Origin of the sequence: Streptomyces aureus (assembly GCF_001418135.1) — a bacterium.
Lineage (GTDB): Bacteria > Actinomycetota > Actinomycetes > Streptomycetales > Streptomycetaceae > Streptomyces > Streptomyces aureus_A.
Genome location: NZ_LIPQ01000006.1, coordinates 15,349 through 34,885 on the forward strand (window position 1 = coordinate 15,349; position 19,537 = coordinate 34,885).

The window sequence follows — 19,537 nt, forward strand, 5'->3', positions numbered from 1 at the left end:
GCCGTCGTATCGAGCCGGGGGTCGTCCGTTGTCCGAGATCGAACTGAGCGCAGGCGTCATCGACTACACCGACACGGGCGAGGACGAGGGCGGAGGGACGGGCACGGGCGAGGACGTCGTGGTGCTCGTCCACGGGCTCGGCTTCGACGAGTCGGTCTGGGACGCGGTCGTCGAGGAGCTGCGCGGGGACTTCCGCGTCGTGGTGCCCGTGCTGCCGATCGGCGGCCACCGCAGGCCGATGCGGCCGGACGCGGACCTGTCGGCGCACGGGGTCGCCGCGATCCTGGCCGAGTTCCTGGAACGCCTCGACCTGCGCGCCGTCACCCTCGTCCAGAACGACGCCGGCACGGCTCAGCTCCTCGTGGGCGGGCGCGACGAGCGCGTCGGCCGCCTGGTGCTCACCTCGTGCGAGGCGCTGGACAACTACCCGCCCGGCGTCCAGGGCAGGACCCTGCACGCGGCGAGCCGCATCCCGGGCGGCCTCTTCCTGCTGCTGCAGTCCTTCCGGATCCCCTTCCTCGTCCGGATGAGGACCTCGCTGGGCGGGATGGCCAGGCGGCCGATCCCGTACGCGCTCGTACGCCGCTGGTACCGGCCCCTGCTCACCCGGAGGGCGATCCGCCGGGACCTCGCCGCGTTCCTCCGCAGCACGGAGAAGGACACCTACCTCAAGGCGGCGGGGAAGCTGCGGGAGTTCGACCGGCCGGCGCTGGTCGCCTGGGGAGCCGAGGACCGCATGATGCCGGCCGCCACGGGCCGCCGACTCGCCGAACTGCTGCCGCGGGGGCGCTATGTGGAGATCCCCGGGGCGGGCACGCTCGTCCAGCTGGACAACCCCGGCGCCCTCTGCGCGGAGCTGCGCGACTTCATCCGGCAGAGTCCGATCGGGGACGGACCCCTCGGGGAAGGACCCGTCGGGGACGGATCCATCGGGGAGATCGCTCGTGGCTGAGGGAACAGCGTGTGGACGGGCGACGGGGTGAGACCGGAGCGACCGGCTCACGAAGGCCTTACGGCCACATTCGTCAGGAATCGAGAAGCGGGAGCGTACGCGCACAACTAGCTTGTGGGCATGGACATCACCATTCACACCACCGTCCTCCCGCACGAGGATCCCGACGCCTCCCTCGCCTTCTACCGCGACGCCCTCGGCTTCGAGGTGCGCAGCGACGTCGGCCAGGGCAGGACCCGCTGGATCACCGTCGGACCCGTCGGACAGCCCGGTACCTCGATCCTGCTCGCGCCGCCCGGCGCCGACCCCGGGATCACCGAGGCCGAGCGGCGCACCATCGCCGAGATGATGGCCAAGGGGACCTACGGCTGGATCCTGCTCGCCACCCCCGACCTCGACGCCACCTTCGAGAAGGTGCAGTCCGCGGACGTCGAGGTGGTCCAGGAGCCGACCGACCAGCCGTACGGCGTGCGGGACTGCGCCTTCCGCGATCCCGCGGGCAACCTCGTCCGCGTCCAGCAACTGCGCTGAAGGGATTCCCCTCATGTGTCATCCTGCGTGGATGAGCGCACTGACCGAGGCGCAGCGCCTGAGTGATCTGGCGCGGCTGCGCCGCGTTCGCGACCGGATCGACCGCGAGTACGCCCATCCGCTGGACGTCGAGGCGCTCGCCCGCGGGGTGAACATGTCGGCCGGGCACCTCAGCCGCCAGTTCAAGCAGGCGTACGGCGAGGCCCCGTACTCCTACCTCATGACGCGGCGCATCGAGCGCGCCATGGCGCTGCTCCAGCGCGGCGAGCTCAGCGTCACCGACGTCTGCTTCACGGTCGGCTGCTCCTCGCTCGGCACCTTCAGCACCCGCTTCACCGAGCTCGTCGGCGTGTCGCCCAGCGTCTACAAGCGCCAGGTCGCCGACGGGGAGGCCGGGCTGCCCTCGTGCGTCGCGAAGCAGGTCACCCGACCGGTCAGGAATCGAGAAGCACCGGTGACCACCCCGCAACTAGCGTGATTCCCATGAACGCCATCGCCTCCATCACCCTCGAGGTGGCCGACCTCCCGGCCGCCGACCGCTTCTACACCGCCTCCGGTCTCGGCGCCCATGTGCGCCTGCGGGCCTCCGACGCCCCGAGCACCGGCTTCCGCGGCTTCTCGCTCTCCCTCACGGTGGACCGCCCGGCCGACGTCCGGCACTTCGTCGACGCGGCCATCGCCGCCGGCGCCACCTCGCTCAAGCCCGCCTCGAAGTCCTTCTGGGGCTACGGCGGCGTCTTCCAGGCCCCGGACGGGACCATCTGGAAGGTCGCGACCTCGAACAAGAAGGACACCGGCCCGGCCACCGGCCGCGTCGAATCCTTCGTCCTCCTGGTCGGAGCATCGGACGTCGCCGCCAGCAAGGCGTTCTACGTCGAGCACGGCCTCACCGTAGGGAAGAGCTTCGGCCGCAAGTACGTCGAGTTCGCCGCCGCCGAGGGCAGCCCGGTCAAGCTCGCCCTGTACGGCCGCCGCGCCCTCGCGAAGGACGTCGGCGTCCCCGTCGACGGCGAGGGATCCCACCGGATCGTGCTCGGCGGCGAGGGCACCGGCGCCTTCACCGACCCGGACGGGTTCACCTGGGAGCCCGCGCCCGTGGCCGCCGCGTCCTGACCCGTACCCCGTACGCCCCTTGCCCCGCCCTCGCACACCCCTCCCTCGTACCCGTATCCCCAGCCAGCCTTGTGAGAGGAACCCCGTCATGTCGAACACGCGGTCGTCCACCAAGAGCACCAGCACCGGCACCACCACCGCCAAGAGCGGCGCGAAGTACGACGGCTTCACCGAGGAAGAGCGCGACGCGATGAAGGAGCGCGCCACGGAGCTCAAGGGCACCGCCCGGCGCGGCTCGCGCTCGGCCAAGGCCGACGGGGAGGCCGATGCCCTGGCGAAGATCGCCGAGATGACGGACACCGACCGGGTCCTCGCCGAGAAGATCCACGCGATCGTCAAGGAGCACGCGCCCGGCCTGGCGCCGAAGACCTGGTACGGGATGCCCGCGTACGCCAAGGACGGCAAGGTCGTCTGTTTCTTCCAGAGCGCGCAGAAGTTCAAGAGCCGCTACGCCACGCTCGGCTTCAGCGACCTCGCTCAGCTCGACGAGGGCACCATGTGGGCGACCAGCTACGCCCTGACCGAGCTCACCGTCGCCGACGAGGCCAGGATCGCCGCGCTCATCGCGCGCGCCGCCGGCTGACACCGGCCCACGGCGCGGACCAGCGGGTCCCGAGTCGTCCCGCCGAGCAGCAGACGACGGCGTCCGCCCCGGGGATGGGAACGGGCGCCGCGAGCAGAGCCGTTGAGCGTGGCGGTCATGGCGGGCCTTCTTCGGGCGTGGGAGTCGGTCGCTCCGTCGTCCCCGTGACGACCGGCCCGGGGACAGCCGGTCATCGACCGGACGGCGCGACCTGGGCCCCAGCGCCGCCGATACCTCCCCGAACCCCCTGCGCTCCGTGCTCCGCGCGGGCAGATTTCCGGGATCGCCCCGTGAGAATTCGCGGCTACGCGCGGTGAAAATTTGTCATGTAAACACACGGGATGCGACAGGGGGAAATCTTCACCCCGCACGCTCCGCCCCATCGTGCTACTGTCGATATCAGTTGCAGTTGTGGGTCCCGAACGTACGAGTGCCCTTCCGGTTTTTCCGGCGCTGGGCACCCTTTTTCATTTCCGGGCTTTTTTCCGGACGGGGCGATCATCGCGGCGACACGGAGCACACACTGTGTGCGCTCCGAGCACTGCCCCGAAGGAGAATTTGGTATGGCGACTGGCACCGTGAAGTGGTTCAACTCGGAAAAGGGCTTCGGCTTCATCGAGCAGGACGGCGGCGGCCCCGACGTCTTCGCCCACTACTCGAACATCGCCTCTTCCGGCTTCCGTGAGCTGCAGGAAGGCCAGAAGGTGAGCTTCGACATCGCGCAGGGCCAGAAGGGCCCGACCGCCGAGAACATCGTCCCCGCCTGACACCCGGCGCTGACGCGTAGCACGAGCTGACGAGCTGAGGCCCGCACCTTTGGGGTGCGGGCCTCAGCTCTTTGCAACCCTGAGAACCTGGGTACCTCAGTACCGTGCAGTGCCTCGTAGAACCGCTTCGTACCCTTCAGTACCCCTCATCGGCTGCGGGAATTTCCTGGCCGGCCCCCTTCTGGACCACTTCTCCGCAGGAGTCACCATGCGCTGTGTCATCGCCCGCTTCCCGTTCGAGCTGACCAAGGCCGGCGTGCTCGAATCCATGAAGGGCGTCAAGCCCGAGCCCGCCATCGGTGACGTCGTCGTCATCGGGCGGCGCCAGTACCCCGTGAAGCAGGTCGGCGAGGTCGTCACCCGCCAGGACCGCCGCGACTTCAGCGTCGGCGAGGTCGTGCGGGCCATGACGAAGCTCGGCTTCACCTGCCTCACGGTCACCGCCGAGGAGCAGGCCTCGCCTTCCGAGACGACCTTCTGACCGGTCAGTGATCGAAGTAGCTGAAGTCGCCCACCGTCCAGGCGCTGACGTCCTCCAGGGCGACCCGGTACATGCCGCCGGTCTCCGGGATGCCCACCGTGCCCTGGAGGATCCGGGCGAGGTGGAAGTGCAGGTGGGTGGGTGGCCCGTCCGCGCGTTCGGAGGGGCTGAAGACACCCGAGAACTCGCCCAGGCGGGCCGAGTCCGTCAGGACCTCCGACACTCGCTGGCGCCACAGGGCTTCCGGGGCCAGTCGACCGGTGAGGACCACACCCCCCACGACCACCGTCATGGACATCTGATTGCTCTGCCCGGACTCCACCGTGGCGGCAATGTCAACGAGCAGCTCGTCAGGCTTCGACATGGAAGTCCATTCTAGGCGGCCCCTGGACCCCACGGCCGTACCGCGTCGGCACCGCGGCCGGATCACGACCGGACCTCGGCCGGACCGCAGGCGGACTTCGGCCGGACCGCAGCCGCACTTCGTCCGGACCTCGGCCGGACCGTAGTCGGGCCGCAGGCGCGCCCGCCGCCGCCCGCCTGCCCGCTACAGCGGCGCCGTGTCGTCCGCCGGGAACGCCGGGCCGTGGCCCGGGACGATCACGTCGGCCGTCGCCAGGACGCGCAGGCGGGAGTCCTTGAGGACCGTGTGGTCGGGGGCCACCGGGTCCTCCACCGGACCGTTCGGCCGCCACCACAGGTCGCCCACGAAGGCGACGACCCCGGTGTCGGTGCCGGCGAGGAGGGTGATGTCCTCGGGGCTGTGGCCGGGGGTACGGATCAGCCGCAGCGACGGAGCCAGCTCGTGGCCCTCCGCGTCGCGGTCGGTCCACTGGTCGTTCTCGTAGATCGCCTTGTGGTCGTGGACCCGGGCCCGGCCGAAGAGGCCGACGTTCATGGTGTTGTCGGGGTGGTGGTGGCTGAGCACCACGTCGGTGATGTCGTCCGGACCCAGGCCGAGTTCGGCGAGCGGGCCGAGGATCCGATCGCGGCTCGCCACCATGCCGGGGTCGACGATCACATGCCGGTCGCCGTCCCGCACGTACGAGACGGTGGCGGCGACCCCGGGGCCCGTGGAGAGCGTGTATCCGGTGGTCAGGATCGTGTAGGTGGCGGTGCGGGCGCTCGGTGCGTCGTGGTTCGTCATGCCCCCAAGTCTTCTGCGCGGCGGGGATCTTCACGAGTGGCCGTACTGCCATCCATCGCGGGAATCGTGCCACCGTCATCGGCGCCGCTGCCGGGCCCCGTGCCAGACTCGGCCCATGCCGCCCTTCGTCACCGTCGCCGCCTACGCCCCGCACGGGGTCGGCATGCTCGGCGCGGGCATCGTCTCCGAGGTGTTCGACGCGCGCGGCGGGGGTCTTCCGCTCTTCGACTTCGCGCTCTGCACCGATCGGCCGGGAAACGTCCGCACCGACGTCGGACTGCCCCTCGTGGTCGAGCACGGTCTGGACCGGCTGGCCACCGCCGACCTGGTGATCGCCCTGCCCTGGGCCGAGTTCCGTACGCCCCCGGGGCCCGCCGTGCTCGACGCGCTGACCGCCGCCCACGCGCGCGGGGCACTCGTCGCGGCCCACTGCGTCGGGGCGTTCGCGCTCGCCGCGGCCGGACTGCTCGACGGGCGGCGGGCCACCACGCACTGGCGGTTCGCCGGACTCCTGGCCGAGCGCCACCCGGACGTCACCGTCGAACCCGACGCCCTCTACGTCGACCAGGGCACCGTCGTCACGGGCGCGGGCGCCGCCGCCGGCTTCGACCTCTGCCTGCACCTGCTGCGCCGGGAGTACGGCGCCACCACGGCCAACGCCATCGCCCGGGACCTGGTGCTCCCCTCCCACCGGGACGGCGGCCAGGCCCAGTACCTCGCCACACCCGTACCCGAGGACAGCCGGGACGACCGGCTCACCGACGTCCTCGCCTGGGCCCGGGAGCATCTCCACGAGCCGCTTCCCGTCGCGGAGCTGGCCCGCCGGGCACTGATGAGCCGCCGCTCCTTCGCGCGCCGGTTCGCCGCCTCCACGGGCACCACCCCGCACGCGTGGCTGCTCTCCCTGCGGCTGAGCCGGGCCGAGGAGCTCCTGGAGACCACGGATCTGCCGGTCGAGGAGATCGCCCACGCGGTCGGCTTCGGGAGCGCGGCGGTGCTCCGCGCCCAGTTCGTCCGCCGCCGTGGCGTCCCGCCCCGGTCGTACCGGCGCTCCTTCACCCGTACGCCCGCCGTCTGAGGCCGGACCGGCCACCCCACCGTCCGGGGGTGGACCGGCCGCGCGCCGGCGACCTGGTCTGGGACGAGATCGGGCTCCCCGACCTCGACACCGTCGGCTGGCGCACCGCCGCCGTCGCCATGGCCGGTGACCTGCACCCGATGTTCACCCGGCACCCCTGGCTCGTACAGGCCTTCGCGACCCACCTCTTCCACGGCGAGGGCAAGGCGCGCCACGACGACCACAACCTCGCGGTGTACGAGGCCGCCGGGTTCGTCGGACCCGAGGCCGACCGGGCCGCCGCGGCCGTGTTCACGTACGTCCTCGGCAACGCCTCGTCCGCCGCCGCCACGGCCGTCCTGACCCGTCGGATCGAGCGCGACGGCGGTGACGCCGAGGAGGTGTTCGCCGCCACCATGAAGGAGGCCGTCGAGGTCGGCAGGCGGTTCCCTCGGCTGCGGAGCCGTATCGACGCACTGGCCGCGAGCGACTACGCCGAAGCCCCCGTCGACGCCTTCGCGTTCGGGCTCGACTGCCTGCTCGACGGCCTGACCGCCCGACTGCCGGGCTGACGGGCCGCCCGGCCTGACGGGCTGACGGGCGGTCGGGCTGACGGGAGGTCGGGCGGTCGGGCGGTCGGCCGACGGACCCGGCCGCGTACCCGCACCGGGTCCCCCGTACGGACGCACCCCGCTTGTGGAAGGCCCCCGCACGATCGAGCTTGGGCTCATCGCGCGACCACAGGGAGGGCCCCCATGAGCAGCATCGACACACCGGCCGACGTACCCAAACCGCGGGCGGTGACGCGGCCCGCGCCCACCACCCTCACCTGGGTGACGCTCGCCCTGATGACCACCGCGTCGGTGGCGAGTCTGCGGGCCGCGCCCACCATGGCCGTCTACGGCTTGGCCTGTGTGTTCCTCTACCTCGTCCCGGCGATCGTGTTCCTGCTGCCGACCGCCCTGGTCTCCGCCGAACTCGCCTCCGGCTGGAACGGCGGCGTGTACCGATGGGTCTCGGAGGGGCTGTCGAAGCCGCTCGGATTCCTGGCCGTGTGGTGCCAGTTCGCGATGACGATCTTCTACTACCCGAGCCTGCTCGGGTTCGTCGCGTCCACCATCGCCTTCATCATCGACCCGGCACTCGCCTCCAACGGCCCGTACACCGCGATCGTCATCGTGGTCCTCTACTGGACGGGCGTGTGGATCTCCTCGCGCGGCACGAAGGCACTGGCCGGACTCGCCAGCTGGGGTCTGATCATCGGGACCCTGATCCCCGGCACCCTGCTGGTGGTCCTCGGCATGGTCTTCCTCGGCCAGGGCAACCCCTCGGCCGCCCCGATGACCGCCGCGAACCTCTTCCCGCAGTGGACGGGCCTCGCCAGCCTCGTCCTGATCGTCAACAACTTCCTGTCGTACTCCGGCATGGAGATGAACGCCGTGCACGTCTCCTCGCTCAAGGACCCGGCGAAGGAATACCCCAAGTCGATGTTCCTGGCGGTGGGCCTGGTGCTGCTGATCTTCATCCTGCCGGCGCTCGCGATCAGCTGGGTCGTACCCGCCGACCAGCTCAGCCTCACGGCGGGTGTGATGCAGGCGTTCGACGCCTTCTTCGCCTACTTCAACATCGGCTGGCTCACCCCGATCGCCGCCGTCGCCCTGGTGTCCGCCTCCCTCGCCGGCATGCTCACCTGGCTCGCCGGGCCCTCGAAGGGCCTGCTGGAGATCTCCCGCCAGGAGGGCTACCTTCCGCCGTACCTGCAGAAGCTGAACAAGAACGGCATCCAGCAGAACATCCTGGTCGCGCAGGGCGTCGTCACCACGCTCATCGCCCTCGGGTACGCGCTGATCCCGAACGTCTCCAGCGTCTACTGGATCTTCTCGGTCATCACCACGCAGGTGTACCTGATCGTCTACCTGCTGATGTTCGCCGCGGCGATGCGGCTGCGGAAGACCCAGCCCGACCACCCCCGCGGCTACCGCGCACCCGCCCTCGGCGTGCTGTGCGTCGTCGGTCTGCTCGCCTCGCTCGCCGCCCTGTGCATCGGCTTCATCCCGAGCTCGCAGTTCGGCAGCGGCAGCGTCTGGTCGTACATCGCCATCGTCGGCGGCGGCCTCGTCATCCTGGGCCTGCTCATCCCGTGGGCCTTCCTGAAGTTCCGCAAGCCGAGCTGGAAGACGGCCCCCGCCGCGACTCCGAGCGAGGGAGAGCAGGCATGAGCCCCACCCAGTTCGCCTCCGAGCACAAATGGATCTACTGGGGCGCGATCGTGATCCTCGTCGGCCTCGTCATCACCGGCCTCGTCCGGTACGAGCGCGTGACGACGAACAACGAGACCGCGGCCAAGGCCAACCAGCTCCAGGAGGAGCTGGTGAAGGCCGGCTACCCGTCCCCCGACACCGACACCGTCGAAGAGGTGCTCGGCACCGACGGCGGCCCGGTCTGCGACGATCCGGGCAACGCCCTGAAGACCGCGCTGTGGAAGATCCAGCAGGGGAACGGCGCCACCGGCCCCGGAATGCGTCCCGTCATCACCGACGCCAAGGCCGTCGAGGTCGAGCGGATCGTCCTCCAGGTCTACTGCCCGGACGAGGTCGACGACTTCGAGGACGCCCTGAACGACCTCAAGACCGACGACACCGTCCGTCGGTGAGGTGCGGGGCCCGGCCCGCCCGGACCCGGACAGCGGCCGCCCGGGGCCGGTGGGGGCAGCCCCCGCCGGCCCCGGGCCGTGCGCGATCATGCCGTCATGAAGCTGCGCTGCGCCGTACTCGACGACTACCAGGGCGTCGCCCTGGCCTCCGCCGACTGGACCCCGCTCGCCGACCGCGTCGACGTACGCGTCCTGCGCGAGCACCTCACCGACCGGGACGCGCTCGTCGCCGCCGTCGAGGACTGCGAGATCCTCGTCGTCATGCGGGAACGGACCCCCCTCGACGCCGGGCTCCTGGCCCGGCTCCCCCGGCTCCGGCTCCTGATCACCTCCGGGATGCGCAACGCCTCCGTCGACGTCGCCGCCGCACGCGCGCGCGGGGTCACCGTCTGCGGCACGGCCAGCAGTTCCGAACCGCCCACCGAACTCACCTGGGCGCTCCTCCTCGGCCTGGCCCGGCACGTACCGGCCGAGGCGCGGGCGCTGCGCGAGGGCGGGCCCTGGCAGTCCACCGTCGGCGCCGACCTGGCGGGCCGGACCCTCGGTCTCGTCGGTCTCGGCAAGATCGGCGCCCGGGTGGCCCGGATCGGCCTCGCCTTCGGGATGGACGTGCGCGCGTGGAGCCCGAACCTGACGGAGGAGCGGGCCGCCGAGCACGGCGTACGGCGCGCCAAGGACAAGCGGGAGCTGTTCACGGACGGCGACTTCGTCTCGCTCCACATGGTGCTCTCGGACCGGACCCGCGGCCTGGTCGGGGAGCCCGAGCTACGGGCGATGCGCCCGCACGCGTACCTCGTCAACACCTCCCGGGCGGGGCTCGTCGACGGCGGTGCGCTGCTGCGGGCGCTGCGCGAGGGGTGGATCGCGGGGGCCGGGCTCGATGTCTTCGAGACGGAGCCGCTGCCCGCGGACGATCCGCTGCGGTCCCTGCCGAACGTGCTCGCGCTGCCGCACCTCGGCTATGTGACCGAGGGGAACTACGGGCGGTACTTCGGGCAGGCGGTGGAGGACATCGAGGCGTTTCTGGCGGGTGCGCCGGTACGGGAGCTGGGCTGAGCCGGCCGGGCCGCACCAGGGGGTGACCCGCGCCGGGCTCGTCCGCGCGCTGCCGTGGCCTATGCCAGGCTCGTCCGCGCGAGTTCGACGAACTCCTCGTCCGTCAGGCCCAGTTCGCGGGCGTCCGCCGCCGCCTCGCGGAGCCGGGAGACCAGGCGGGCGCGGTCGGGGGCGGTGGCGCCGGGGACGATGAGGGCGCCGCGGCCCCGGCGGAGTTCGATCAGGCCCTCCTCGCGGAGCCGCTGATAGCCGCGGAGGACGGTGTGGACGTTGACGCCGAGGGAGTCGGCGAGTTCCCGGGCGGCCGGGAGGCGTTCGCCGGGCGCGGCGGAGCCGTCGGCGAGGGCGCCCCGGACACAGGCGGCGATCTGGTCGCCGAGGGGCACGGCGGAGGCCGGGTCGACACGGAAGAGCACGGTCAGACCTTCCCATGTCGTTCGGCGAGCGTGTTGAGGAGGGCGGCGGCGGTGTGCGCGTCGGGCACGGTGACCGCGAACTCACGGCCGCTGCCCCGCCGTACGACGAGGGCCTCGCCGGAGTGCAGCACCACACCCGTACGGTCGGCGCGGACCCGGTAGCCCCAGCCGCCGTAGTCGGCGAGCACGGCGGCGGTGTCGAGCTCCCGGACGCTCGCGCCCGCGACCTCGTCGAGCGGCACGCGCACGCGTGGCCGGGAGACGAACGAGGGCCGGACGGTGACGCCGCGCCGGTCGACGGTGACCCGGACCCGGGCGAGGGCCAGCCCCGGTACGCCGACGACCAGGCCGAGCAGCGCGAGCAGGGCGCCGGGCCAGGGCGCGACGACCAGGCCGACCGGGACGGCGACGAGGGCGAGCACCGCGAGGACGGTCAGCGGCCGGGAGGTGGTGGCACGGCTCCAGCCGGCGACCTCGCTCGGGCCGAGCGCGAGCCGTGGTGCGTCGGGCCCGCCTTGAGGCACGTCCGCCCCTTCCCCGGCCGGTACGAGCCGGGTCAGCGCCCAGCCCGCGAGGGCGCACAGGGTGGCGACCGTCGCGCCGAGCGCCAGGTCGGTGAGCGGGGAGACGACCCGGGCCGGGTCGACGGCGTCCAGGTTGTCCCGTACGAGGAGGACGAGCAGCGCTCCTGCGAAACCGGCCGTCGCCCACGCGCCCCAGAGCGCGGTGCGGCGGACCAGGGCCGTCCAGCCGGTGCCGAGCCCGAGGAGCAGGGCGACGCTGATCACGGTGAACGCGGTGCGGCCGGTGAAGCCGTCGGCGCGGCCGCCGTCGGCCCCGGAGAAGTGGGTGGCGAGGGTGTCGGGGATCCGGTCGTCCCAGACGGTGAGCAGCGTCAGGTAGCCGATGAGGGTGAGGACGAACGGGAAAGCTGCGAGCGCGCGAAGGCGGCGTGTGGCCGCCGGAGTCGGCGGTGTCGCGGGTGTCGCCGGAGTGGCGGGCACGCCGGGTGTGTCGGGGGTGTCGGGTGTGGACGGCCTGGCTCGGTTCATGAGAACCCCTCCCTTGTTCGCATCAGGATAGAACAAGTTGTTCGTACTTCGCTAGAACAACCCGGCTCTCTTTCCGGATGCGGACCCTGTCCACAGCTTTGTGGCGGCAAGGGCAGGCTCGTGGACGGCTACGACTCGTCGACAACGACGACGAGCCCAGGTGCGGACGATCCGCGACTCGGCGGCCAACCGGCGGAACCTGGTCAAGCTCGGACTCGGAAACGTCGACGCGGCGGGCCGACGGGCGGGTCGACCCGGCGGGCCGACGGGCGGGTCGACCCGGCGGGTCAGCGGGCGGGTCGACCCGGCGGGTCAGCGGGCGTTGTCGTCGAGGACCGCGCGCAGGGCCTCCGCGAACTCCGCCGGAGCGCCCTGCTGGCCGAACTCGCCGCCCAGGAAGCCGCCGTGGTGGCTCGGGAAGACGGCGAGCGGGGTGCCGACGCCCTCGGCGACGGCGACCGCGGCGCGGGCGGCGAAGGTGCCCTCGGACTCCTTGCCGGCCGCGACGACGATCCGGGTCGGCGCGGCGCGCAGGGCGGTGAAGTCGGGAACGTAGGAGGTGCAGCCACGCATGTTCTGGCCGAGCAGCGGGTCGCCGCGCGAGCCGTCGTCCTCGGCCGGCAGGCCGAACGCGGCCGGGGAGGGGGCGGGCTCCTCGGCCCAGTTCGCCGGGAACTCGCCCTTGCGGGCGGTCAGCGCCAGGAACTTGGCCATCGCGGGCCCCCAGCCGTCCCGCAGATAGGTGGCGTGGACGTCCGCGCAGACCTCGAGCGCCGCCTCGCGGTCCGGGACGACCTGGGCGGTCGGGGGCTCGTGCGCGACCAGGGTGTGCACCAGATCGCCGCGCCGGGCGACCAGCGCGAGGGCGTTGACCGCGCCGCCGCTGCTCGCGAAGACGTCCACGGGGCCTGCGCCGAGCGCCTCGATCAGCCGGGCCAGGTCGTCGGCGTGCTCCTCGGGGAGCGTCTCCGTCGCACCGTCGGTGCGCTCGCTTCGGGACACCCCGCGCGGGTCGTACGTGACGACGGTCCGGTCGGCGAAGTGGGAAGCGAGGGTGGTGAACCCGGTGGCGTCCATCGGGGAGCCGATCAGCAGCAGGGGGCGCTCGTCGGTCCCGGTGCCGGGGCGTACGTCGTAGCGCAGGGTCGCGCCGTCGGTGTCCAGGACGCGGGTGTCGGTCTCGACCATGGTCGTCTCCTCGGTGGTGGCCGTGCGGCTGTTCAAAGGGGTAGACCCCAGGCCCCGCCGGAACTCATCGGTCGCGCGCACCCTCCGGGAAAACTTCCGCCCGGCGTCTCTACCCGGCGTCGCAGTCGTGATCGGCCGCGTCCACGACGACCCGGTCCAACAGGCCGCGCAGCAGGACCTGTTCGGCTTCGGTGAGGTCGCCGAAGAGCTCGCGCTCGGCCGCGCTCACGGCCGCGTCGACCCGGTCGAGGGCGGCCGCGCCCGCCTCCGTGATCTCCACGATGTGGCGGCGTCGGTCGGCCGGGTCGCGGCGCCGCTCGGCGAGCCCCTCCGACTCCAGTTCATTGAGGATCGCGACCAGTTGGCTGGGGTCGACCTCCATGGCGGCGGCCAGCTCGCGCTGGCTCATCGACCCGGGGGCGAGCTGCATCAGCGTCATCGCGTTCCTCGGGTGCAGGCCGGCGACGCCCAGGGCGGCGCGGATGCGCGCGCCGGTGAGCTCCCCGCGGAAGGAGAGGAGGAAACCGAGGCGGTCGGTCGGGAGAGCTGCCATGTCCTCCACCGTAGCAGCGGCCCTATTGTGGAGCGAGGAGAATCGTTGATACAGTTCAACGATTGAATCTCTCGGACCATTGGAGTGCGTCCATGTTCATCGGATACGCCGTCGTCGCCGTGCTGCTCGCCCTCGCACTCTCGGCCTCGGCCTTCCTGACCTTCACGCGGAACCCGCAGATCGTCGGCAGCATGACCAAGCTCGACGTGCCGGATTCCTGGCTGCCACGCCTGGCGAGCCTGAAGGCGGCCGGTGCGCTCGGCCTGCTCGCGGGGCTCGTCGTGCCGGCGCTCGGCGGGGCGGCGGCGATCGGCGTCGCGCTCTACTTCATCGGCGCCCTGATCACCCACCTGCGGGCGAAGGACTACGAGGTGGCACCGGTCGTGGTCATCACCCTGCTCGCGATAGCCGCACTGGTACTGCGCACGGTCTCGGCCTGAGCCTGACGAGACGGAACGTCTTGCGAAGGGGTCTCATCTGGAGTACGGTCGACGACATGAGACGAGACGTCTCGTCTCGATCGCACTCCGATCTGTCGCCGACGTACAGGAGATCGCCCTTGTTCCGTGTCCAACTCACCGACGTCAGCAAGCGCTACGACGACCTGCACGTCCGGAACCGGACCGTGCTCGACCGGATCTCCCTCACCGTCCGCCCCGGTGAACGCCTCGGCGTCGTCGGCGACAACGGCTCCGGGAAGTCCACCCTCCTCCGGCTCCTCGCCGGTCTGGAGACCGCCGACAACGGCACGCTGACCGTCGAGTCCCCCGGCGGCGTCGGCCACCTCGCCCAGACCCTGGACCTCCCCCCGACCGCGACCGTCGGCGACGCCGTCGACCATGTGCTCGCGGACGTACGAGAGCTGGAGCGGGCGATCCGGGCGGCCGAGGCGGAGCTCGCCGACACCGGTGACCTCGCCGGGTACGCGGAGCTGCTCGCCGCCCACGAGGCGCGGGGCGGCGCCGGGGCCGACCGGCGGGTCGAGACCACGCTCCGGCGGCTCGGCGAACCCGGACCGCTCGACCGGGCCCGTCCCCTGGGCACCCTCTCGGGCGGACAGCGGTCCCGGCTCGCGCTCGCCGCCGTCCTCGCCGCCGAACCCGAACTGCTGCTGCTCGACGAGCCGACCAACGACCTCGACGACGAGGCGGTGGCCTGGCTGGAGGAGCGGCTGCGGGCCCACCGGGGCACGGTCGTCGCCGTCTCCCACGACCGGGTCTTCCTCGACCGGGTGACCACCGCCGTACTGGAGGTCGACGAGGACCGCCACACCGTCCGCCGCTACGGCGACGGCTACGGCGGCTACCTCGCCGGGCGCGCCGCCGAACGGGCCCGCAGACAGCGGGAGTACGAGGAGTGGAAGACCGAACTCGCGCGGTACAGGGCGCTCGCCGACACGAACATCGACCGCTTCTCGGCCATCCCTCGCAAGGCACCGGCCTCGTTCAGCGGGGCGGGCGCCTTCCGGGCCCGGTCACGGGCGCACGGGGCGATGAGCCGGATCCGGGCCGCCCGCGAGCGGCTCACCCGGCTGACCACCGAACCGGTGGCGGCGCCGCCGGAGCCGCTGCGGTTCCGCGCGGAGCTCAGCGGGGAGGGCGCGCCCGTCGACCTCGCCGACGTCCGTGTGGGCGGCCGGCTCCGGCTCGACGCCCTGCACCTCGACGCGGGCGAACGACTCCTGGTCACCGGGCCGAACGGCGCCGGGAAGAGCACCCTCCTGAACGTGCTCGCGGGCGAACTCGACCCGGACGCGGGCATGGTGAAGGTGCCCGCCCGGGTGGGGATGCTCCGTCAGGAGACGGCCCCGCCCACCGACCCCCGTACGGTGGGCGAGGCCTTCGGAGCGGACCGTGCGGACGAACTGCTCGCCCTCGGTCTCTTCTCCGCCGGGGACCTGAAGACCCCGGTCCGGTATCTGTCGACAGGACAGCGCCGGAAACTCGAACTGGCACGCCTCGTCACCGAACCGGCCGATCTGCTCCTCCTCGACGAGCCGACCAACCACCTGGCCCCGGCGCTCGTGGAGGAGATCGAGGCCGCGCTCGCGCACTACCCGGGCACGCTGGTCGTGGTCACCCACGACCGGCGCCTCAGGGAGGGCTTCCGGGGCCGCCGCCTGGAACTGGCACCGGCCCCCGCCCTGGTGAGGACCTCGTCCCGGTGAGGACCTGGCCCCCGTGAGGATCTCGTCCCCGTGAGGACCTGGCCCTCGTGAGGACCTTGACCCCGTGAGGACCTAGTCCTCGTCGGAGGAGCCTTCGAGGTCACCCTCGGTCTCCAGGAACACCTGGCGCAGCGCGGCCAGGGTCTCCGGGTCCGGCTTCTCCCACATGCCGCGCGACTCGGCTTCGAGGAGCCGCTCCGCGATGCCGTGCAGGGCCCAGGGGTTGGCCTCCTTCAGGAAGGCCTGGTTCTCCGGGTCGAGGACGTACTCCTGGGTGAGCTTGTCGTACATCCAGTCGGCGACGACGCCGGTCGTGGCGTCGTACCCGAAGAGGTAGTCGACGGTCGCCGCCAGCTCGAACGCGCCCTTGTAGCCGTGGCGGCGCATCGCCTCGATCCAGCGCGGGTTGACCACACGGGCACGGAAGACCCGGGAGGTCTCCTCGACGAGCGTCCGGGTGCGGACGGTCTCGGGACGCGTCGAGTCGCCGATGTACGCCTCGGGGGCCGTGCCTTTGAGCGCGCGGACGGTCGCCACCATGCCGCCGTGGTACTGGAAGTAGTCGTCGGAGTCGGCGATGTCGTGCTCGCGGGTGTCGGTGTTCTTCGCGGCCACCGCGATCCGCTTGTACGCCGTCTCCATCTCGGCGCGCGCCGGGCGGCCTTCGAGCCCGCGCCCGTACGCGTAGCCGCCCCACACCGTGTACACCTCGGCGAGGTCCGCGTCGGTGCGCCAGTCGCGGGAGTCGATCAGCTGGAGGATGCCCGCGCCGTAGGTGCCCGGCCGGGAGCCGAAGATACGGGTCGTGGCGCGCCGCTCGTCGCCGTGCTCGGCGAGGTCGGCCTGCGCGTGGGCCCGGACGTAGTTGTCCTCGGCGGACTCGCCCTCAAGACCGGCGACCAGTCGCACGGCGTCGTCGAGGAGACCGATGACGTGCGGGAACGCGTCCCGGAAGAAGCCCGAGATGCGCAGGGTGACATCGACGCGCGGGCGGCCCAGTTCGGCGAGCGGGATCGGCTCCAGGCCGTTCACCCGGCGCGAGGCCTCGTCCCACAGCGGGCGGACGCCCAGCAGGGCGAGCGCCTCGGCGACGTCGTCGCCGGCGGTGCGCATCGCGCTGGTGCCCCACAAGGAGAGGCCCACGGACGTCGGCCACTCGCCGTTGTCGGTGCGGTAGCGCTCCAGGAGCGAGTCGGCGAGCGCCTGCCCGGTCTCCCAGGCGAGCCGGGACGGCACGGCCTTCGGGTCGACCGAGTAGAAGTTCCGGCCGGTCGGCAGGACGTTGACCAGGCCGCGCAGCGGCGAACCGGACGGGCCGGCCGGGACGAAGCCGCCGTTCAGGGCGTGCACGGCGTGGCTGAGCTCGTCGGTGGTGGCGGCCAGGCGCGGCACCACCTGCTCGCAGGCGAACCGGAGCACCGCGTGCACCTCGGAGCCGTACGCGGCGGCGACCGCCGGGACGGCGTCCACGGACCAGTCCGCCGTCTCCATCGCCTCGACCAGCTCGCGGGCCTTCGCCTCCGCCTCGTCGGCGGTGGTGCGGGTCGCGGCCGACTCGTCGAGACCGAGGGCCTCGCGCAGACCGGGCAGGGCCTGCGTGCCGCCCCAGATCTGGCGGGCGCGCAGGATGGAGAGGACCAGGTTGACCCGGGCCTCGCCCTGCGGGGCGCCGCCGAGGACGTGCAGACCGTCGCGGATCTGGGCGTCCTTGACCTCGCACAGCCAGCCGTCGACGTGCAGCAGGAAGTCGTCGAAGCCGTCGTCCTCGGGGCGCTGCTCCAGGCCCAGGTCGTGGTCGAGCTTGGCGGCCTGGATCAGCGTCCAGATCTGGGCGCGGATCGCGGGCAGCTTCGCCGGGTCCATGGAGGAGATCTGCGCGTACTCGTCGAGCAGCTGCTCCAGGCGCGCGATGTCGCCGTACGAGTCGGCGCGGGCCATCGGCGGCACCAGGTGGTCGACGAGCGTGGCGTGCACGCGGCGCTTGGCCTGGGTGCCCTCGCCCGGGTCGTTGACCAGGAACGGGTAGATCAGCGGGATGTCGCCGAGGGCCGCGTCGGGGCCGCAGGCGGCGGACAGACCGGCGTTCTTGCCGGGCAGCCACTCCAGGTTGCCGTGCTTGCCCAGGTGCACCATGGCGTCGGCGCCGAACCCGCCGTCCTCGGCGCGGGCGGCGATCCAGCGGTAGGCGGCCAGGTAGTGGTGGGACGGCGGGAGATCGGGGTCGTGGTAGATCGCGATCGGGTTCTCGCCGAAGCCGCGCGGCGGCTGGATGAGGATCAGCAGGTTCCCGCGGCGCAGGGCCGCGAGGACGATGTCGCCCTCCGGGTTGCGGGAGCGGTCCAGGAACATCTCGCCGGGCGCCGGGCCCCAGTGCTCCTCGACGTGGGTCCGCAGCTCCTCGGGGAGGGTCGCGTACCAGCGCTTGTAGTCGGCGGCCGGGATGCGGACCGGGTTCTTGGCGAGCTGCTCCTCCGTCAACCAGTCCTGGTCGTGGCCGCCGGCCTCGATGAGGGCGTAGATCAGCTCGTCGCCGTCGCCGGAGACGAGGCCGGGGAGGTCCTCGACGGGCCCGAAGTCGTACCCCTCCTCGCGCAGGCGGCGCAGCAGCGAGACGGCGGAGGCGGGGGTGTCGAGGCCGACGGCGTTGCCGATGCGGGAGTGCTTCGTCGGGTACGCGGAGAGGACGAGCGCCAGCTTCTTCTCGGCGTTCGGGATGTGCCGGAGCCGGGCGTGCCGTACGGCGATCCCGGCGACGCGGGCCGCGCGCTCGGCGTCGGCGACGTACGCGGGCAGCCCGTCCTCGTCGATCTCCTTGAAGGAGAACGGCACGGTGATGAGCCGGCCGTCGAACTCCGGGACGGCGACCTGGCTGGCGGCGTCCAGCGGGGAGAGACCCTCGTCGTTCTCCTCCCAGGCGGCGCGCGAACCGGTCAGGCACAGGGCCTGCAGGATCGGGACGTCGAGAGCGGCCAGCGCGCCCGCGTCCCAGGCCTCCTCGTCGCCGCCGGCCTGCGCCTCGGCGGGCTTGGTGCCGCCCGCCGCGAGGACGGTGGTGACGATCGCGTCGGCGGTGCGGAGCCGGTCGAGCAGTTCAGGTTCGGGGGCGCGCAGGGAGGCCACGTACAGCGGGAGGGCCTGGGCGCCGGCGTCCTCGATCGCGCCGCAGAGCGCGTCGACGAAGGCGGTGTTCCCGCTCATGTGGTGGGCGCGGTAGTAGAGCACGGCGACGGTCGGGCCGGTCGTCGTGCGGGCGGCGCGCTCCAGCGGGCCCCAGGTGGGGGCGGCCGCCGGGGACTCGAAGCCGTGCCCGGTGAGCAGGACGGTGTCGGAGAGGAAGCGGGCCAGCTGCTCCAGGTTCGCGGGGCCGCCGTGCGCCAGGTAGGCGTGCGCCTCGGTGGCGACGCCGACGGGGACGGTGGACGCCTCCATCAGCTGGGCGTCGGGGGCCTGTTCGCCGCTGAGGACGACCACCGGCTTTCCGGCCGCACGCACCGCGTCGAGGCCCTCCTCCCAGGAACGGAGGCCGCCGAGGAGCCGTACGACGACGAGCTCGGCCTCGGCCAGGAGGCCGGTCAGGTCGGCCAGGGGGAGACGGGCGGGGTTGGCGAAGCGGTACTCCACCGGGCCGCCGGCCGCGCGGGCGCTGAGCAGGTCGGTGTCGGAGTGCGACAGCAGCAGAAGCATGGCGAGCGCAGGCCTTCCTCGGGGTTGTCCGCGCCCCGGGTGGTCGTATGGACGGCGGGAGTTCCTGACTCACCGGTCCCGGGCTCGTGCGGTCGCACAGCCGGGCCGGCTCACAGTGGCGGGACCGCGCCGGATTC

21 protein-coding genes are annotated in these 19,537 nt (G+C 72.4%); 14 read left to right on the forward strand and 7 right to left on the reverse strand.

What is annotated here, in order from left to right; all coding sequences use genetic code 11:
• Positions 1 to 28: 28 nt before the first annotated feature.
• From AOK00_RS00600 to AOK00_RS00630, 7 genes are all read left to right on the forward strand, one after another.
• Positions 29 to 952, forward strand: coding sequence for an alpha/beta fold hydrolase (locus AOK00_RS00600; RefSeq protein ID WP_055598354.1), 924 nt, complete (start codon positions 29 to 31; stop codon positions 950 to 952).
• A 120-nt stretch (positions 953 to 1,072) separates the two neighbouring features.
• Positions 1,073 to 1,483 carry a VOC family protein gene (locus AOK00_RS00605; protein ID WP_055598372.1) on the forward strand — a complete coding sequence of 137 codons (411 nt, stop codon included), beginning with the start codon at positions 1,073 to 1,075 and terminating at the stop codon, positions 1,481 to 1,483.
• 31 nt (positions 1,484 to 1,514) lie between these two features.
• Entirely contained in the window at positions 1,515 to 1,961 is a 447-nt protein-coding gene (locus AOK00_RS00610) for a helix-turn-helix transcriptional regulator (RefSeq protein WP_055598355.1), read from the forward strand.
• 5 nt (positions 1,962 to 1,966) lie between these two features.
• The gene (locus AOK00_RS00615; RefSeq protein WP_055598373.1) at positions 1,967 to 2,596 is read left to right on the forward strand and encodes a glyoxalase; all 630 of its coding nucleotides are present in this window, start codon (positions 1,967 to 1,969) and stop codon (positions 2,594 to 2,596) included.
• Between the two features lie 88 nt (positions 2,597 to 2,684).
• Complete coding sequence (locus tag AOK00_RS00620; protein WP_055598356.1) at positions 2,685 to 3,179, forward strand: iron chaperone; 495 nt, start codon at positions 2,685 to 2,687, stop codon at positions 3,177 to 3,179.
• Between the two features lie 563 nt (positions 3,180 to 3,742).
• On the forward strand, positions 3,743 to 3,946 hold the full coding sequence (locus AOK00_RS00625; RefSeq protein WP_055598357.1) for a cold-shock protein: 204 nt from the start codon (positions 3,743 to 3,745) through the stop codon (positions 3,944 to 3,946).
• 208 nt (positions 3,947 to 4,154) lie between these two features.
• A complete protein-coding gene (locus AOK00_RS00630; RefSeq protein WP_055598358.1) occupies positions 4,155 to 4,427 on the forward strand; it encodes an SCO5918 family protein in 273 nt (90 codons plus the stop codon).
• Positions 4,428 to 4,431: 4 nt separating this feature from the next.
• Here AOK00_RS00630 and AOK00_RS00635 read toward each other — a convergent pair whose 3' ends face one another.
• On the reverse strand, positions 4,432 to 4,791 hold the full coding sequence (locus AOK00_RS00635) for a hypothetical protein (RefSeq protein ID WP_055598359.1): 360 nt from the start codon (positions 4,789 to 4,791) through the stop codon (positions 4,432 to 4,434).
• 183 nt (positions 4,792 to 4,974) lie between these two features.
• Positions 4,975 to 5,574, reverse strand: coding sequence for an MBL fold metallo-hydrolase (locus AOK00_RS00640; RefSeq protein WP_030323687.1), 600 nt, complete (start codon positions 5,572 to 5,574; stop codon positions 4,975 to 4,977).
• A 115-nt stretch (positions 5,575 to 5,689) separates the two neighbouring features.
• Here AOK00_RS00640 and AOK00_RS00645 point away from each other — a divergent pair, with 115 nt between their 5' ends.
• The 5 genes from AOK00_RS00645 (at position 5,690) to AOK00_RS00665 (ending at position 10,340) form a co-directional block, all read left to right on the forward strand.
• Positions 5,690 to 6,652 carry a GlxA family transcriptional regulator gene (locus tag AOK00_RS00645; RefSeq protein ID WP_055598360.1) on the forward strand — a complete coding sequence of 321 codons (963 nt, stop codon included), beginning with the start codon at positions 5,690 to 5,692 and terminating at the stop codon, positions 6,650 to 6,652.
• Positions 6,653 to 6,681: 29 nt separating this feature from the next.
• Entirely contained in the window at positions 6,682 to 7,203 is a 522-nt protein-coding gene (locus tag AOK00_RS00650) for a TetR/AcrR family transcriptional regulator C-terminal domain-containing protein (RefSeq protein ID WP_254047192.1), read from the forward strand.
• A gap of 183 nt (positions 7,204 to 7,386) precedes the next feature.
• On the forward strand, positions 7,387 to 8,850 hold the full coding sequence (locus tag AOK00_RS00655) for an APC family permease (protein ID WP_055598361.1): 1,464 nt from the start codon (positions 7,387 to 7,389) through the stop codon (positions 8,848 to 8,850).
• Positions 8,847 to 9,284 carry a hypothetical protein gene (locus AOK00_RS00660; RefSeq protein WP_055598362.1) on the forward strand — a complete coding sequence of 146 codons (438 nt, stop codon included), beginning with the start codon at positions 8,847 to 8,849 and terminating at the stop codon, positions 9,282 to 9,284. Before AOK00_RS00655 ends, AOK00_RS00660 begins: the two co-directional genes overlap by 4 nt.
• A gap of 96 nt (positions 9,285 to 9,380) precedes the next feature.
• Entirely contained in the window at positions 9,381 to 10,340 is a 960-nt protein-coding gene (locus AOK00_RS00665) for a D-2-hydroxyacid dehydrogenase family protein (protein WP_055598363.1), read from the forward strand.
• A 59-nt stretch (positions 10,341 to 10,399) separates the two neighbouring features.
• Here AOK00_RS00665 and AOK00_RS00670 read toward each other — a convergent pair whose 3' ends face one another.
• The 4 genes from AOK00_RS00670 to AOK00_RS00685 all read right to left on the reverse strand — a co-directional run bounded on the left by AOK00_RS00670 (position 10,400) and on the right by AOK00_RS00685 (position 13,549).
• The gene (locus tag AOK00_RS00670; protein ID WP_055598364.1) at positions 10,400 to 10,756 is read right to left on the reverse strand and encodes a GntR family transcriptional regulator; all 357 of its coding nucleotides are present in this window, start codon (positions 10,754 to 10,756) and stop codon (positions 10,400 to 10,402) included.
• Positions 10,757 to 10,758: 2 nt separating this feature from the next.
• Complete coding sequence (locus tag AOK00_RS00675; protein ID WP_254047193.1) at positions 10,759 to 11,808, reverse strand: DUF1648 domain-containing protein; 1,050 nt, start codon at positions 11,806 to 11,808, stop codon at positions 10,759 to 10,761.
• 312 nt (positions 11,809 to 12,120) lie between these two features.
• Positions 12,121 to 12,996: an alpha/beta fold hydrolase gene (locus AOK00_RS00680; RefSeq protein ID WP_055598375.1), complete on the reverse strand. Its 876-nt coding sequence runs from the start codon at positions 12,994 to 12,996 to the stop codon at positions 12,121 to 12,123.
• A gap of 109 nt (positions 12,997 to 13,105) precedes the next feature.
• Positions 13,106 to 13,549 carry a MarR family winged helix-turn-helix transcriptional regulator gene (locus AOK00_RS00685; RefSeq protein WP_254047194.1) on the reverse strand — a complete coding sequence of 148 codons (444 nt, stop codon included), beginning with the start codon at positions 13,547 to 13,549 and terminating at the stop codon, positions 13,106 to 13,108.
• A 92-nt stretch (positions 13,550 to 13,641) separates the two neighbouring features.
• Here AOK00_RS00685 and AOK00_RS00690 point away from each other — a divergent pair, with 92 nt between their 5' ends.
• Together AOK00_RS00690 and abc-f are read left to right on the forward strand one after the other, a co-directional pair.
• Positions 13,642 to 13,989 carry a DoxX family protein gene (locus AOK00_RS00690; RefSeq protein ID WP_055598366.1) on the forward strand — a complete coding sequence of 116 codons (348 nt, stop codon included), beginning with the start codon at positions 13,642 to 13,644 and terminating at the stop codon, positions 13,987 to 13,989.
• Positions 13,990 to 14,108: 119 nt separating this feature from the next.
• Positions 14,109 to 15,716: a ribosomal protection-like ABC-F family protein gene (abc-f, locus tag AOK00_RS00695; protein WP_055598367.1), complete on the forward strand. Its 1,608-nt coding sequence runs from the start codon at positions 14,109 to 14,111 to the stop codon at positions 15,714 to 15,716.
• A 72-nt stretch (positions 15,717 to 15,788) separates the two neighbouring features.
• On the opposite strand, the gene cobN is transcribed toward abc-f, so the two are convergent.
• A complete protein-coding gene (cobN, locus tag AOK00_RS00700) occupies positions 15,789 to 19,400 on the reverse strand; it encodes a cobaltochelatase subunit CobN (RefSeq protein WP_055598368.1) in 3,612 nt (1,203 codons plus the stop codon).
• Between the last annotated feature and the right edge of the window lie 137 nt (positions 19,401 to 19,537).